The following is a 15,909-nucleotide window of genomic DNA, read 5'->3' on the forward strand; positions in this document are numbered from 1 at the left end:
TTGCGACAGAAGACCTGAGCGCAAACCGCACTGCGCGCATGTGGCACAACTGACGTGTCACTGACGGCATTTGCCTACGCCCTGACCCGACGTCGCGCGCACGAGCAGCACGCAAGGAGTTGCGTGAATGGTGGGTGGTGAGGGGTGCCGGCTCGTGCGCGGGCCGGCAGACGGGTGCGGGGGTGCGGGGCTTCTGCTCTGCTCCCGTGAACGGCGGTTTCGCCGTCGGCGACGGCGGTCGGGCGCCGACGCGCGCGTCGGGCTGAGTGACCTGACCGGTCGTGCGCTTCGACGGGTCGGTAGCCTGCGGCATCATGATGCGCGCGTGGATGCTGCCGATACTGTTCGTGCTCTGCGGCTCAGTCGTCTCGGCCGGGATGCTCCTGAGGGGAAGCGCCGGGGAGGCCGGAGTCGTCCTGCTGATGTTCGTGCTGCTCGCAGGTGTGAACTCGCCCCTGATCTTCCCGAGGTCGATCAGTGCGCAGGAGGCGCAACGCCGCAGCGCGGTCGACGGCCGGCCGGTCGTCTTCTGGCGGGCGGGCTGCACGTACTGTCTGCGACTCCGTCTCCGGCTGGGCCGGGCCGCGCGGCGACTGCACTGGGTCGACATCTGGCGTGACCCGGACGGAGCGGCGGTGGTGAGGGCGGCCAACCAGGGCGACGAGACCGTGCCGACCGTCCTCGTGGCGGGCCGGCCCCATGTGAACCCCGATGCCGCCTGGGTGCGCGGACAGCTCACTTCCTCCCCGTGAGCGGGCGGGAGAGACCGTCCTCAAGGACGCCTGCTCCACAACTCCCGCTTGCCGCACGGGCCCTGGAAGCGCCACGACGGGCGGGGCCCGCCGGCGCGCACCCCGCTCGTCCGGCCGTACGCCGTGGGTTCAGTCCGACGGGCTCCAGCGGTATCTGACATCCGGCTCGTTCTCCTCGTTGCGGCTGCCGTCGTCGAACTCGACGGCGGTGAACCCGTGCCGCTCGTAGAAGGCCCGCGCCTCCGCGTTGCGTTGGAAGGCGTGGAGGGCGAGCCCTTCGGGGCTGCGCTCCCGGGCCTTCGCCAGCAGCAGGGTGCCGATGCCCCGGCGCCGCGCATCGGGACGCAGATAGAGGTGTTCGAGCTCCTCGCCGTCGACCGAGACGAAGCCGACGGGCTCCACGACTCCTGCCTCGTCCCGGAGTTCGGCCACCCAGACGTCCGTGCCGGGCAGCACGACATGGGTCATCCAGGCGAGCGTGGCCTCGTCGCTGTGCACCCTCGCCAGGTACGGCATGGCGGCGGCGCGGGAATCGAGGAAGAGCCGGGTGAGGCGGTCCGCGTCCTCGACGCGGGCCTCCCGCAGCTGTACCGCGCCTGGGTGCGGTCGGTTGTCCGGTGACATCCGTGGGTCTCCTGTCGGAAGGACCGGGGGACCGGAAAAGGTCCGCGGCATCCTGGTGAGCGCGGTGACCTGGCCACCCGGTGATCGACCGTACGTCGAGACCAGGTCGGATCTCCATAGGATATGAGTGACCGCTCCGCCGTGACACGCCCGCACGGCGCCCGCCCGCCGAAGGAAACGACGTAACGGTGTATCAGCCCGAGGTGTTCGCATTCCCCGAGGACGGCGACCGGATCCCTGCCCTCCCGTTCCCGCCCGGCGCCCCCTCCCTGTGGCTGGTGGACGCCGTACGGCACGGCGGGCGTGCGCAGCGGCTCGCGCCGGGCGTTCTCGATGCCGGCGAACTCGACAGAGCGGCACGCCTGGCCCTCGCGGCCGACCGGAGTTGCTACGTCGCCGCACACGTGGCCCTGCGGCTGCTGCTCGGGGCCCGGCTGGGGGTGGCGCCCGACGCCGTGCCCCTCACCCGGGAGCCCTGCCCGTCCTGCGGTGGTCCGCACGGCCGTCCCGCTACGGGCGGCGGCGTGCACTTCTCCCTGTCACACACCCGCGGAGTGGCACTGCTGGCGTTCGCGGACGCCCCCGTGGGAGTGGATGTCGAAGTGGTCCCGACGCCCGAGGTCGTGTCCGAGATCGCGGGTCAGCTGCATCCCGCGGAGTCGCGCGAGCTGGCGGAACTCCCCGCGGAACAGCGGCCGGCCGCCTTCGGCCGGGTCTGGACCCGCAAGGAGGCCCACCTCAAGGGCGAGGGCACCGGCCTGGCCGGCGGCCTCGCGGCCGAGTACATGGGCACCGGCCTCCTGCCCCGGCCGGGCCCGGCGGGCTGGACGGTCACCGACGTCGAGGTCCCCGCCGGATACGCGGCGGCAGTGGCGGTCCGCGCGGCGGGGCAGCCGCCCGCCCGGGACGGCGACCGGCGAAAATAGCGGGGCGGGCAGATCGTACCGACCGACCGACCGATACGGAGGAGTGGCAGATGCCGCATACACGAGCCGGACAGCAGGCGCGCCCGGAGGACCTGACCGATGTGGCGCGGCTGGTGACGGCGTACTACACGCTGCACCCGGATCCCGCCGAACCGGGCCAGCGGGTCGCCTTCGGCACCTCGGGGCATCGCGGGTCCTCGACGGCCACCGCGTTCAACGAGGACCACATCGCGGCGACGAGCCAGGCGATCAGCGAGTACCGGGCCCAGCAGGGCACGGACGGGCCGCTCTTCCTCGGGGCCGACACCCACGCGCTGTCGGAGCCCGCGCGGGTGACCGCAGTCGAGGTGTTCGCCGCGAACGATGTGACCGTGCTCGTCGACTCCGCGGACGGCTACACGCCGACCCCCGCGGTCTCGCACGCCATCCTCACGTACAACCGGGGCCGCGCCTCGCACCTCGCCGACGGGGTGGTGGTCACTCCCTCGCACAATCCGCCGGGCGACGGCGGGTTCAAGTACAACCCGCCGAACGGCGGCCCCGCCGGGTCGGAGGCGACCGGCTGGATCCAGGACCGGGCCAACGAGATCATCACCGGCGGTCTCAAGGACGTGCGCCGCATGCCGTACGTCCGGGCGCTGGCCGCGCAGTCGACCGGGACGTACGACTTCCTGGGCAGCTACGTGGCGGACCTGCCGTCCGTGCTCGACCTGGACGCGGTGCGCGCGGCCGGTGTGCGGATCGGCGCCGACCCGCTGGGCGGCGCCTCGGTCGCGTACTGGGGCCGCATCGCCGAGCAGCACCGGCTCGACCTGACGGTGGTCAATCCGCTCACCGATCCCACCTGGCGGTTCATGACGCTGGACTGGGACGGGAAGATCCGGATGGACTGCTCCTCGCCGTACGCGATGGCCTCGCTGATCGGGCAGCGCGACCGCTTCTCGATCGCCACCGGCAACGACGCCGATGCGGACCGGCACGGCATCGTCACCCCGGACGCGGGGCTGATGAATCCCAATCACTACCTCGCCGTGGCGATCAACTACCTGTACGCGCACCGGGACCGGTGGCCGGCGGGTGCGGGCGTCGGCAAGACCCTGGTGTCGTCCGGCATGATCGACCGGGTCGCCGCCGATCTCGGCCGGGAACTGGTGGAGGTGCCCGTCGGTTTCAAGTGGTTCGTGGACGGCCTGGCGGACGGGACGCTGGGCTTCGGCGGCGAGGAATCGGCCGGGGCCTCCTTCCTGCGCCGCGACGGGTCGGTCTGGACGACGGACAAGGACGGCATCCTGCTGGCCCTGCTCGCCTCCGAGATCCTCGCGGTGACGGGCGATTCCCCCTCGGAGCACTACGCCGCGCTGACCGCCCGGTTCGGCGAGCCCGCCTACGCCCGGATCGACGCCCCCGCGGACCGCGACCAGAAGGCCGTGCTGGCACGCCTGTCCCCCGAGCAGGTCAGCGCCGACACCCTGGCGGGCGAACCGGTCACGGCGGTCCTCACCTCGGCGCCGGGCAACGGGGCCGCGATCGGCGGGATCAAGGTGACGACGGAGAACGCCTGGTTCGCGGCGCGGCCCTCGGGCACCGAGGACGTCTACAAGATCTACGCGGAGTCGTTCCAGGGCGCCGAACACCTCGCCCGCGTCCAGGAGGAGGCGAAGGCCGTGGTCTCCGCCGCTCTGGAGGCCTGACACCCTCTCCCCTCCCAGGGGCCGGTGCGGGGAGACCCAGGGGCCGGTGCGGGGACACGGTTTCCCGTCTCCCCGCACCGGCCCGCCCGTGCGCCTCGCGCACGGGTGACTGGGTGGGCACATATCCACACCGGTCGATAGAATTCGGGCATGGGAGAGCGGTCTGTCGCGCCGACGGCGCCCGAGCTCGTCCTCGAAACCGATGCGGGGCCACCCACGGTGATGAGTCCGGGCCGGGAGTATCACGTCGGACGCGACCCCTTGAGCGACATCGTCATCGACGACCCCCGGGTCTCGTGGCATCACGCGGTGCTCAGGGCGCTGGACGGCCATTGGTCGATCGAGGACGAAGGCAGCACGAACGGCACGTACACCGGTGGCCGGCGGATCCGGGAGTCGGACGTCGGACCCGGCACACTCCTGCGCTTCGGCCATCCGGAGGACGGGCCGCAGGCCGTGCTGAGCACCTGGCGCGCGCCGGCGCCGGCGCCCCCGCCGGACCGTCCGTCGGCCGTGATGACGCCTGCCGCGACCCACACGTTCCGTCAGCCGACCACCGTACGGCCGCTGCCCGCCCGCACCGTACGGATCGGCCGCGGATCCGGGAACGACCTGGTGGTAGACGATCTGAGCGTCTCCCGCCGCCACGCCGAACTGCTGGCCCATGCGGACGGCACGTACGAGATCGTCGACCTCGGCTCGCACAACGGAACCTTCCTCAACGGTCAGCCGGCCGATCGCGCGCAGGTCTCCCCCGGGGACATCGTCGGTATCGGCCACTCCGCGTTCTGCCTGGTCGGGGACTCGCTGCAGGAGTTCGTCGACACCGGCGAAGTCTCGCTCGACGTCCAGGACCTGGCGGTCACCGTCGACAGGGGACGCAAGACGCTGCTCGATCATGTCGCCTTCCCGGTGGGCGAGAAGTGCCTGCTGGGGGTGGTGGGGCCCAGCGGCGCGGGAAAGTCCACCCTTCTGAACGCCCTGACCGGACTGCGCCCCGCCGACGAGGGGACCGTCCTCTACGACGGCCGCGATCTCTACCACGACTACGCCGAACTGCGCCAGCGCATCGGCCTGGTGCCCCAGGACGACATCCTGCACGCCCAGTTGACCGTGCGCAGAGCGCTCGGGTACGCCGCGGAGCTCCGGTTCCCGCAGGACACGGCCAGGTCGGAGCGCCGGGAGCGGGTGGCCGAGGTGGTACGCGAACTCGGGCTGGAGCAGCGGGCCGACCAGGCGATCCACAGTCTCTCCGGCGGCCAGCGCAAGCGGGTGAGCGTGGCACTGGAGCTGCTCACGAAGCCGTCGCTGCTCTTCCTCGACGAGCCGACGTCGGGTCTCGACCCGGGCATGGACCGTTCGGTCATGCACATGCTGCGCGGTCTCGCCGACGACGGGCGCACCGTCATCGTCGTCACCCACAGTGTGCTGAGTCTGGACGTGTGCGACCGGCTGCTGGTGCTCGCACCCGGCGGGAGGATCGCCTACTACGGCCCGCCGGGGGACGCACTGGCCTTCTTCGGTTTCGCCGAGTGGCCGCAGGCGTTCGAGGCCTTCGAGAACGACCGCGAGCGGCCCTGGGCGGAGGAGTTCGCCGCTTCCCCCTTGCACCGGCGGTACATCGCCAACGCCAGTGCACAGCCCCGGCTGCCGCACGCCCCCGCCGCGACGGTCGCCCCGCCGCCGAAGACCCGCAGCTGGGGGGCGCAACTGCGGACCCTCGTGCGACGGTACGCGGCCGCACTCAGCGCGGACCGGACGTTCCTCGTCATCATGATCGCGCTGCCGTTCGTGATGGGCGCCATGACCCGGGCCCTCGCCGGGAGCCGGCTCACCCAGGAGACGGCCATGAACGCGCTGCTCATCCTGTGTGTCGGCGGTGTCCTGACGGGGGCCGCCAACGCGGTCCGGGAACTGGTCAAGGAACGGGTGATCTACCAGCGCGAACGGGCCGTCGGCCTGTCCAGATCCGCGTATCTGATGTCCAAGGTCGTGGTGCTGGGCACCATCACCGTGCTCCAGGCCGTCGTACTGACCCTGGTCGGTCTCGTGGGCGTCGATCTCAACGCCCCCGGCGGCAAGGGCGTACTCCTGCCACCGCTGGTCGAAATCACCCTGACGGTGGCGCTGTTGTCCTTCACCGCGATGATGCTCGGCCTCCTGGTGTCCGCACTGGTACGCAAGGAGGAGGTCACCATGCCCCTCCTGGTACTGCTCGCGATCGTCCAGGTCGTCTTCTGCGGCGCGCTGCTGAAGCTGCACGGCGTGCCCGGCCTCGAGCAGGTGTCCTGGCTGATCCCCTCCCGCTGGGCGCTGGGCGCCATGGCGGGGACGATCGGCCTGGCGAGGATCGTGCCCGGGAAGCTGACGGCGGACCCCCTCTTCGAGCACTCCGCCGGGATCTGGCTCCTCGACATGGGGATGCTGGTCGTGCTGTCCGCCGTCTTCGGTTTCGCGGTGGCCAGGCTCCTGCGCCGGCACGAACCCGCCATCATGCGGAAGTAGGAGCGGCCCATGGAGGACTTCCGGCCCACCCATGTCGTCCCCCAGGACGGACTCCCCGCCTGGGAGGCGCCCGACGTGTCCCGGCCGACCGAACCGCTCGACCCACTGCTCCCCGTCCAACTCCTCGACCGGCGTGGTGACTGGGGCGAGGTCCTGTGCGCCAACGGCTGGTCGGCGTGGGTCGACGGCCGGCTGCTCGTGGCCGTACCGCGTGACCCGCCGCAGGCCGGGCAGCCCATGGCCCGCACGGCGGACCCGCGGCCTCTGCTGGCCAGGATCCAGGAGTCCCTGGACCGATTCCGCCGTGCGTCCGAGGAACTCGTCGAGGGCCGCATCGACGGCGAGACCTTCCGCCGCCGCACCCAGGGTCTGCGTGCCGGAGTGGTCGTCGACGGCGAGTCGGTGTGGCTGTTCGACGCGGAGCACGAGCGCTGGGTGTACACGGACGGAACCAGGCTGACGACCTACGCGGCCCGGTCCGGCCCCGGCCGGCCGGGCGGCGCCCCGGCGAGCGACGGGGCTCCGGTGTCCGGGGCGGAGCCGGAGGCGACCCGGCTCGTCAATCCCCCGGCGCATCCGCGGACCCGGCCGGGTGATGTGTGATGGCCCCGGCCACGGGCCCGATGGACGATGCCTCACTGCCCGCAGGGCGGCCCTCGGAGCTGATCGGCCGGCAGATCGCCGACTACCTGGTGGAGGGGGAGATCGGGCGCGGCGGGATGGCGGTCGTCTACCGCGCCAAGGATCTGCGGCTGGACCGGACGGTCGCGCTCAAGCTGCTCGCTCCGGAACTCGCGCGCAACGACACCTTCCGCAAGCGGTTCACCCATGAGTCGCGGGTGGCCGCCGCGATCGACCACCCGCACATCGTGCCGATCTTCGAGGCGGGCGAGACCGAGGGCATCCTCTACATCGCCATGCGCTACGTGGCCGGGCAGGACCTGCGTGCCCTCATCGACCGGCAGGGGCCGCTCCCCCTGGGAACCGCGGTCCGGATCGCGGCCCAGGTGGCGTCCGCCCTCGATGCCGCCCACGATCACGACCTGGTGCACCGGGACGTGAAGCCGGGCAACATCCTGGTCGCGGCGGGCACGGACAGCGACCATCCGGAGCACGTGTACCTCACGGACTTCGGCCTGACGAAGAAGTCGCTGTCGCTGACCGGCTTCACCTCCGTCGGCCAGTTCGTCGGAACGCTCGACTACGTGGCGCCCGAACAGATCTCGGGCCGCCCGGTGGACGGGCGGTGCGACGTCTACAGCCTCGCGTGCGTCGTGCACGAGACGCTGGCCGGGGCCCCGCCCTTCCAGCGCGACGACGACATGGCGCTGCTGTGGGCGCACCAGTTCGATCCGCCGCCGCCGCTGACGGGGCTGTGCCCCGGTCTCCCGGCCGGTGTCGACGCGGTGCTGGCCCGAGCCCTGTCGAAGAGTCCGGACGACCGCTACGACTCGTGCCTCCAGTTCGTGGCCGCGCTGCGCGCCGCAGCGCGGGGCGAGGCGCGGGGCGGGCATCCGCCGACGCGGGTGGACCGGCGGGTCGGCGCCTGGCAGTCGGGGCCCGAACCGCCGCCCGCCCCGCCCCGGTGGGCCTTGCCGGTCTTCCCCGGGTACGCGGGTTAGGTCCTGTCCTCGGCATCCACCTCGCCGCGCCGGTGGACTCGGGTGGCGAGCATCCCGCCGAGGAAGCCCGTACCGAGCCCCCACAGAACGGCGAGTCCGAGCGCGGTCCACAGCTTCGGTCGCAGCAGTACCTCGCCGCCCAGCCCTCCTCCGAGGTCACCGAGGCCCAGCAGGGACAGGCCGTAGTGCGCGGAGATCCGCACGAGCAGGCAAACGGCGAGCACGGTGAGGGTGAGTGCCGCGGCCATGTGCAGGGCGTGCCGCCAGGGGCGCGTCCGGGCCGGGGAGCGCGCGGCCGCCACGAACGAGGCCCCCAGGGTGAACAGCGCGGCGGCGACGACACACCACCAGGCACGGCCGTCCTGCTCGGCGAGCGTCCCGACGTTCAGGGTGGAGAGGTCCGGCGTCCGCAGAACGGAGTCCAGTACCTGCGGCATCGGCAGTCCGAACGGGCCGTCCACCTTCCCTTCCCAGGACGCCCCGAGCCCGAGGGTGAGCACCAGCCAGACGACGTTGGGCAGGCCGAGCAGGATCACCGCGAACGTCTCGGCGGGATGCCCGCGGGTCGCCGCGACGACGAGTGCGATGACCAGGCCCACCACCACGTAGGCGAGCAGCAGCGCCACCATCGCGTACGCGGCCGGGCGCACGGACTCCTGGTGGCGCACCAGGTACGCGGGAAGCGGCGCGCCGCGCGAGACGAGCAGGGCCAGGAGGAGGACGCCTGCCAGCCAGAGCAGGCCGAGGACGAGGGTGAGGGGGATCTCGGCACGGAATCCGGCCCGGGGTGAGGAGTCCAGCACGTCGTCGATGACCCCGCCCGTCGGGTCGGCCCCGGGGAAGTCGAAGGTCTGCCGGGCGAGGAGCGACAGGACGATGAGCACCAGGGCCCACAGCACCGCGATCCGGGCGGCCCAGCCGGCCAGTTCACGGGTGGTGGCCACGGCGCGGTGTCTCAGGGGGCGAAGGAATCCGGCGGCGACGGCCAGCGCGCCGACGAGGGTGACCGAGAGGGGAAGCACGGAGATGTCCGCGTGGGTGCGGGCCAGTTCCCCCGCGTTACCCGACAGGGCGACCGACCCGCCCGCCGCCATGACGACGACGGCCGCGACCACGCGGGGGAAGGAACCGCCGGGGAGTCCCGCGGCGCCCGCCGCCCACAGGCCGAGGGCGGCGGTGGCGCCCATGACCACGAACCCCGCGGCAACGGCCGACAGCGCGTCGCCCCAGCCGTGCGCGACGCGGTTTCCCGTGCGGGCGAGGCCCGGTCCCTGTGACGTCACGGGCCCCACGCTAGGGAGCCGCGCCGCGGGCCGCCCCTCGGGTGGGCCGACCGCGTCGGCTTGCGTGCTGCGCGGCCACCGGGCACACAATGACTCATACCGTAAGAATTCGGAACCGATCCTGGCGTGGGGAAGAAGAGCCGTGAGTGACCAGCCGCCGTCGTCCGGCCGCCCGACGGGGCCGCCCTCGGGTCCGCTTTCGGGTCCTTCACGGGAGGGGCCCGTACCGCCCCCTCCCGAGCGCCCGTCCGGTCCGCCCTCAGGCGGCGGTCAGGGCGGGCCCGGTGGACCCGGCGGTCCGGGAGGGACCCCGCAGGGACCGGGAGGCGGCCCCCGCAGCCCTTGGTGGCGGTCGGTCCCCAAGGTGGCGACGATCGTCGTCGCCCTGGTCGCGGCGGTGGTGGTGACCGTCGTCCTCACCCGGCCCGGCGGCTCCGACAAGGAGGGCGGGGAGGTGTTCCTCGAGGCGGCGGGCTCGACCGGTCCTGATCCCTTCACCGGCTCGACCGCGCGCAGCAGCGCCTCGGACGCGTCGCCGACCACCGTGCCGAGTCCGGTGGCGAGCGCCTCCCGCACGCGGTCCCACGTCACCCAGGCCGTGGACGGTTCGGCCCCCGGCCTGTACGGCGGCACCCGGAAGGTCTCCGCCTGTGACGTGGAGAAGCAGATCACCGCCCTCACCGGCCAGCCCGCCAAGAACCAGGCCTTCGCCTCGGTGGAGGGCATCACCCCGTCCCAGGTCCCGGCGTATCTGCGCGCGCTCACACCGGTCCAGTTGCGGCTCGACACCCGCGTGACCAACCACGGCTACGTGAACGGCGCGGCCACCGGTTACCAGGCGGTCCTCCAGGCCGGAACGGCGGTGCTGATCGACGACCGCGGGGTGCCCAGGGTGCGGTGTGCGTGCGGCAACCCGCTGCTGCCGCCGGTCGCGCTGAAGGGGACGCCGCAGCAGAAGGGCAAGGCCTGGCCCGGGTACCGGCCCGGGGACGTGGTGGTGGTGGAGCCCGCCGCCGAGCCGGTGGACGTCTTCATCATGTTCGACCCCCGGACCGAGACCTGGTTCAAGCGGGACGCGGGTGACACGGGGGGCGGTGACAAGAAGACGCGTCCGCCGGCCGACTCGAGCGCCTCGCCGTGTCCGCCGCGGTCCGGCGGCGGTGCGGCCGAACCCTGCCCCTCGGACTCCTCTTCGCGTTCCCCGGCGTCCGATGAGCCGTCGGCGCCCACGACGGAGCCCGGTGAGCCGTCGAGGCCGCCCTCGCCACCTCCCTCGTCCGAGGAGCCGCCCCCGCCACCGCCGCCCTCCTCCGAGGCGCCGCCGACGTCCGAGTCGGCCCCCGAACCCGTGACACCGCAGACCGGAGAGTCGCAGGTTCCGCCGCCCGCGCCACCGGCGTCGGGCGACGGCGCCTCGATCAGGAGAACCGTCTAGGAGTGCTCGGTCACGGCCCGCCGGTGGCCCGGCGGGCCGTACGCCGTCAGGGTGTGGACACGGTGGGCCGCGGCGCCGTCGCCATCCCGCTCCCGATGAAGAAGCTCGGGTGCGGCGGCTGGTTATAAGCCGTGTTCTGCCAGGCCAGGGCCGTGCGGTAGGTGGTGTCGTGCAGCAGTGTGGTGATCTTCGTGCCGGTCTCGTACGGGGTGGAGTAGATCCGCAGGGCGGTGTTGTTCGTGGTCGCCCAGACCACTTCCTCGCGCCAGTCGCCGAACAGGTCGCCCGAGAGCGCGGGGGTGGCCTTGGTCCCGTTGTTCGAGTGGACCGACGCCCCGGTCAGCTGCCGGGTGTCGCCGGAGGTGCCGTACTTGTCGATGTGGGTGCCGTCGAGGAGCTCCCGGGTGGTGTCGCCGTCCCACCAGGACAGGAAGTTGGCGCTGGAGGGCTTGCGGCTCGCGACGACGGCGCCCTTGGGGTTGCGTACCCCGTCGGCCGCGGACGACCAGGACTCGGCGCCCGCGCTGCCGGACCAGATGTCGTCACTGACGCCGCGTCCGTTGTCGCCGTCGGCGGGCGTCGACCAGATGACCTGTCCGGTCCTCGCGTCCGCCATCCACGACGAGGGCTTCGAGCTGTCCTCGTCGACCTTGAACTCCTCCGGTCCCGGGCGGGACGGGTCCAGGTCACCGACGTGCATGGCGTCGCCGTGGCCGTTCTTCGTGGTCCACAGGGCGTTGCCGTTGTCGTCGACGGCCATCGCGCCGTAGACGATCTCGTCCTTGCCGTCGGCATCGACGTCGGCGACCGACAGCTGGTGGTTGCCCTGTCCGTCGTACCCCTTGCCGGAGTTGGTCGAACTGTTGGTGTCGAAGGTCCAGCGCCGGGTGAACGCCCCGTTGCGCCAGTCCCAGGCGGCGATCACCGTACGCGTGTAGTAGCCGCGCGCCATGATCAGCGAGGGCCTGGAGCCGTCGAGATAGGCGGTGCCCGCGAGGAAGCGGTCGACGCGGTTGCCGTAGCTGTCGCCCCACGAGGAGACGGTGCCCCGCGCGGGGACGTAGTCGACGGTGCCCATGGCGGCACCCGTCTGCCCGTTGAACATGGTCAGGTACTCCGGGCCGGACAGGACGTAGCCGGAGGAGTTGCGGTAATCGGCCGACGCGCTGCCGATCACGGTGCCCCTGCCGTCGGCACTGCCGTCGGCGGTCTTCATCGCGACCTCGGCCTTGCCGTCGCCGTCGTAGTCGTACACCTGGAACTGGGTGTAGTGCGCACCCGAACGGATGTTGCGGCCCAGGTCGACGCGCCACAGCCGGGTGCCGTCGAGCTTGATCCCGTCGACGATCGTGTTGCCCGTGTACCCGGACTGGGAGTTGTCCTTGGCGTTGGTGGGCTGCCACTTCAGTACGAAGTCGAGTGCGCCGTCCCCGTCGAGGTCGCCGACGGACGCGTCGTTGGCCTCGTAGGTGTAGGCGACGCCGTCGGGTGTCGTACCGCCGGCGGGCGGGCTGATGGGCACGTCCTTGTAGCCGCTGCGGAACTGGATCGCGTGCACGGAGTCGCCCTGCTCGACGCCCGAGACGACCGCGCGCACCGTGTAGTCGGCCGAGTTCGGGGCCCCGGCGTGGAAGTAGTTCGTCGAGCCGGTCACGGGCGAGGCGTTGACCTTCGTACCGGCCCGGTAGACGTTGAAGGACACGCTGTCGGCGTCGGTGGCGAGCCAGCGCCAGCTGATCAGGTTGCCGGCGTCGGTGTGGACGCTGACGACGCCGCGGTCCAGCGCCTCCGCCTGGCGTGCGGTCGCGGCGTGCGAGGTCTGGCCGGTGACGACCAGTCCCGCGGCGGCCAGCAGACCCGCGGTGAACGCGCCGAGCAGGGTGCGGATGCGGGGGGTACGGCGTCCGCGGGGGGTTCGGGGATGCTCAGGAGCCACGGTGCGTGCCTTCCGGAGTGGGGACGGGTGGGGTACACCTCTGTGGCTGCCGGAGCCGGAAAGGTTGCCGCCCGGGCGGAACGGATGTGCGGCGGGCCGTGGGTGGGCCCGCTTCACCCGTCTGCCACCGCACGGTGGCGGGCCCGGCCGGGGGTGCGCAGGCTGTCCGCAGAGCTGCCGATGCGCAGCGGGCAGAGCCAGATGGGGGTGCGACGTGCCGGACGCCGGTGCACCGGACCCAGGGGCGCCCCGGGCCGACGACATGGCCGGCGCGCTCCTGGACACACTGTTCAGCCAGTCCGTCGTGGGGCTGCACGTGCTGGACACGGAACTGCGGGTCGTACGCGTCAACTTCCTGTCCGACACGGTCGAGCCCGACCGGATCGTAGGGCTGTACTTCACCGACGCCTACCTGCTCGACGAGCCCGAGGAGGCGGAGCATCTGCTGCGCGGGGTGCTGGAGAGCGGGGCGCCGGCACTGAAGCGGGTCATCCGAGGAAGGCTCAGGGAGGCCCCCGGTCCCTGCCGCAGTCTGATGGTCACTGTCCACCGCCTGGACGCCCCCTCCGGCCGGCCGCTCGGACTGCTGGCGGCGGTCGTCGACGTCAACGAACGGGAGAAGGCGCGCGCCCGGGCCGGCCGCCTGGAGGCCGTACGCCGGGAAGTGGGCCATTCCCTCGACATGGCGGCGACGTGCGAGGGGCTCGTCGCCGCGCTGGTCCCGGGGTTCGCCGACTTCGCCGTGGTCGAGGTGGTCGACGAGGTCCTGCGCGGGGCGGACCCGCCGCTGGGGCCGATGGGACGCGATGTCCCGCTGCGTCGCGCGGCCGTGCGCGGGGCCGGCGGGGACGAGCTGGTCGGAGAGCTGCGACGGCTGTCCGACCACACCCCTTTCGCACTGGCAGCCAACGACCTGCGCCCCCGGCTCGTGGCTCTCGGGCCGGACACCCCCTGGCTGGACGCCGATCCCGTCACGGCCCGGATGATCGAGGTGACCGGGGCCCACTCCCTGATCGTGGCCCCGATGAAGGTCCACGGCGCCGTCCTCGGCCTGGTGAGTCTCTACCGGTGCCGGGGCAGCGAACCGTATGACGAGAACGACCTCCCCCTCGCCCTCACGGCGTCCGCGCACACGGCACTGAGCATCGAGCACGCCCGGCGCTACGAGCGCGACCACGTGATCGCCTCGACGGTCCAGCGCAGGCTCCTGCCCCAGCTCGACGGCGTCCGCACCGCCGTGGAGACCGCGCATGCGCTGCTTCCGGGGCGCAACAGCGGCTGCTGGTTCGACACCATCGGGCTGTCCGGTGCGCGGACCGCGCTGACCATCGGCAACGTCGAGGGGCACGGACTCCAGACCGCCATCACCATGGGGCAGCTCCGCACGGCCATCCACGCCCTGGCCGGCCTCGACCTGGACCCGGACGAGGTGCTGGCCCGGCTCAACGACACGGCCGACCGGCTCGCCATCGAGCGCCGTTCCCTGCCGCCCGGCGACTCCCTGCACCGACAGCCGCTGACGGCGACCTGCCTGTACGCGGTCTACGACCCGTTCACCCGGACCTGCACGATGGCGCGGGCGGGACACCCGCCGCCGGTCGTGGTCGGTCCGGACGGGCGTCCGGTCCCCCTCGACGTGCCCGAGGGGCCGCCGCTGTTCTCCAGCGACTGCGCCCCGTTCGCCACCGCGGCCGTCGAACTCGACGAGGGCAGCGTGCTGGCCTTCCTCACGGGTTCGCTCCTGCCCGCCGACGGGTCCGTGACCAGGGTGCAGGACGCCCTCGCCCGTCCGGACCGCGGCCTGCAGGAGCTGTGCGACGCCATCGTCTACAACCTGCCCGCCGAAGCCCGTCCGGACGGCGCCGCCCTCCTGCTCGCCAGGACGGGTGTCGTCCCGCCCGACCGGGTCGCGACGTGGGACCTGGCCCACGACCGGACCACGCCCGCCGTCGCCCGCACCCTGGTGCGGGACCGGCTCGAAGGATGGGACCTCGACGAGGGCACGGTCGAGGCGACCGAGCTGATCGTGAGCGAGCTGATCACCAACGCGGTGCGCTACGGAACTCCGCCGCTGCGGCTGCGGCTCCTGCTGGACAGCACCCTCACCTGCGAGGTCCACGACACCAGCCCGGTGTCACCGCATCTGCGTCACGCCCGCACCGTCGACGAGGGCGGCCGCGGGCTGTTCATCGTCTCCCAGCTCGCCACGCACTGGGGCACCCGGTACAGCCTCGGCGGCAAGGCCCTGTGGACCGAGCAGGAGGTCCCGGCCGACGACACCTCCTGACGCGGAGCGCCCCGACGCGGACACGGGTGCGGCGCACCACGGCGGTCGGGCCGTGGTGCGCCGCGGTCAGGGCGTCGGCAGCCGCCCCGGGTTCAGCGGGCGGTCGCCGAGGTCAGCGGCGGCCGCCGTAGCGGTGACCCCAGGACTTGGAGTCGACCTTCTGGCCGTGCTCGTCGCGGAGGGTCGCCGTGTCGCTGTTGTCCCAGACGTAGCGGCGGAGGTCCTGGTAGACGTCGGTGCGGGTGTCGCGGCCGACGCCGGTGTGCACACGCACCGAGGAGCGGCCGGGCAGACGCAGGTCGAACCGGTAGGTGCGGTGGCTCTCGTCGCGCAGGGTCCAGCCGCGCAGGTTGACCGCGTGACGGCTCGTGTTGGTGACCGTGACCCATTCGGCGTTCAGGCTGCGGTTCGAACCGTCGTCGTGGCCGGGGCTGTTGTACTGGATCTTGCCCAGGACGACGGCCGAGCGCTGGTCGTGACCGCGTCCGTGGCCGTGGCCGTGGCCGTGGCCGTGGCCGTGGTCGTCTGCGACCGCCGGGAGAGCGGCGGCTGCCATCAGCGCGCCGGCGGCGAGAACGGTGGCGGTGATCCGTCGTGCGGAACGGGACATGAAGACCCCTCAAGGACAGGCCCGGGCCCTGCGGTCCGGGCGTTGTTCGGTCCCGGCGTCGTACCGGGAAGGCAAACTCTGGCCCCGCGGCCGGGCACCTGGGCACCGCCTCGGTATGTGTTACGAAGTACAGACATTTCCGTCACAGGCGACTGTAGGCGGCATGCACCGAGAGCTCCGGGTACCTGTCAATTCCTGCCCGCTGCATCCACCCGCGCGGCGTCAGGTTGACGCCGAC

12 protein-coding genes are annotated in these 15,909 nt (G+C 72.4%); 8 read left to right on the forward strand and 4 right to left on the reverse strand.

The features are described 5' to 3' along the window. Window positions 1-314 precede the first annotated feature (314 nt). Window positions 315-752, forward strand: coding sequence for a glutaredoxin domain-containing protein (locus ABZ454_RS11875; protein ID WP_359537455.1), 438 nt, complete (start codon window positions 315-317; stop codon window positions 750-752). Between the two features lie 129 nt (window positions 753-881). On the opposite strand, the gene ABZ454_RS11880 is transcribed toward ABZ454_RS11875, so the two are convergent. Next, entirely contained in the window at window positions 882-1,376 is a 495-nt protein-coding gene (locus ABZ454_RS11880) for a GNAT family N-acetyltransferase (protein WP_356321941.1), read from the reverse strand. Window positions 1,377-1,564: 188 nt separating this feature from the next. Between ABZ454_RS11880 and ABZ454_RS11885 the strand changes: the two genes are divergently transcribed. The 5 genes from ABZ454_RS11885 (at window position 1,565) to ABZ454_RS11905 (ending at window position 8,120) form a co-directional block, all read left to right on the forward strand. Further along, window positions 1,565-2,302, forward strand: a complete 738-nt coding sequence (locus ABZ454_RS11885; RefSeq protein WP_359537457.1) for a 4'-phosphopantetheinyl transferase superfamily protein — start codon at window positions 1,565-1,567, stop codon at window positions 2,300-2,302. A gap of 50 nt (window positions 2,303-2,352) precedes the next feature. After that, window positions 2,353-3,993, forward strand: a complete 1,641-nt coding sequence (gene pgm / locus ABZ454_RS11890) for a phosphoglucomutase (alpha-D-glucose-1,6-bisphosphate-dependent) (RefSeq protein ID WP_356321943.1) — start codon at window positions 2,353-2,355, stop codon at window positions 3,991-3,993. A gap of 150 nt (window positions 3,994-4,143) precedes the next feature. Beyond that, window positions 4,144-6,498: an FHA domain-containing protein gene (locus tag ABZ454_RS11895; RefSeq protein WP_356325350.1), complete on the forward strand. Its 2,355-nt coding sequence runs from the start codon at window positions 4,144-4,146 to the stop codon at window positions 6,496-6,498. 9 nt (window positions 6,499-6,507) lie between these two features. Next, the gene (locus tag ABZ454_RS11900) at window positions 6,508-7,101 is read left to right on the forward strand and encodes a hypothetical protein (protein ID WP_359537458.1); all 594 of its coding nucleotides are present in this window, start codon (window positions 6,508-6,510) and stop codon (window positions 7,099-7,101) included. Then, window positions 7,101-8,120, forward strand: a complete 1,020-nt coding sequence (locus ABZ454_RS11905) for a serine/threonine-protein kinase (protein WP_359537459.1) — start codon at window positions 7,101-7,103, stop codon at window positions 8,118-8,120. The genes ABZ454_RS11900 and ABZ454_RS11905 overlap by 1 nt, the downstream gene beginning before the upstream one ends. On the opposite strand, the gene ABZ454_RS11910 is transcribed toward ABZ454_RS11905, so the two are convergent. Beyond that, window positions 8,117-9,403 (reverse strand): streptophobe family protein, encoded by a 1,287-nt coding sequence (locus ABZ454_RS11910; protein WP_359537461.1) that lies wholly within the window; start codon window positions 9,401-9,403, stop codon window positions 8,117-8,119. The two genes, ABZ454_RS11905 and ABZ454_RS11910, sit on opposite strands and share 4 nt — an antisense overlap. 142 nt (window positions 9,404-9,545) lie before the next feature. On the opposite strand from ABZ454_RS11910, the gene ABZ454_RS11915 reads away from it, so the two are divergent. Beyond that, window positions 9,546-10,838: a DUF6777 domain-containing protein gene (locus tag ABZ454_RS11915; protein WP_359537463.1), complete on the forward strand. Its 1,293-nt coding sequence runs from the start codon at window positions 9,546-9,548 to the stop codon at window positions 10,836-10,838. Window positions 10,839-10,884: 46 nt separating this feature from the next. Here ABZ454_RS11915 and ABZ454_RS11920 read toward each other — a convergent pair whose 3' ends face one another. Next, window positions 10,885-12,774 carry a rhamnogalacturonan lyase gene (locus ABZ454_RS11920; protein ID WP_359537465.1) on the reverse strand — a complete coding sequence of 630 codons (1,890 nt, stop codon included), beginning with the start codon at window positions 12,772-12,774 and terminating at the stop codon, window positions 10,885-10,887. A gap of 262 nt (window positions 12,775-13,036) precedes the next feature. On the opposite strand from ABZ454_RS11920, the gene ABZ454_RS11925 reads away from it, so the two are divergent. After that, entirely contained in the window at window positions 13,037-15,061 is a 2,025-nt protein-coding gene (locus tag ABZ454_RS11925; RefSeq protein ID WP_356325352.1) for a SpoIIE family protein phosphatase, read from the forward strand. A gap of 112 nt (window positions 15,062-15,173) precedes the next feature. Here ABZ454_RS11925 and ABZ454_RS11930 read toward each other — a convergent pair whose 3' ends face one another. After that, on the reverse strand, window positions 15,174-15,671 hold the full coding sequence (locus ABZ454_RS11930) for a lamin tail domain-containing protein (RefSeq protein ID WP_359537467.1): 498 nt from the start codon (window positions 15,669-15,671) through the stop codon (window positions 15,174-15,176). Between the last annotated feature and the right edge of the window lie 238 nt (window positions 15,672-15,909).

This window comes from Streptomyces sp. NPDC005803 (assembly GCF_040630435.1).
Taxonomy (GTDB): domain Bacteria; phylum Actinomycetota; class Actinomycetes; order Streptomycetales; family Streptomycetaceae; genus Streptomyces.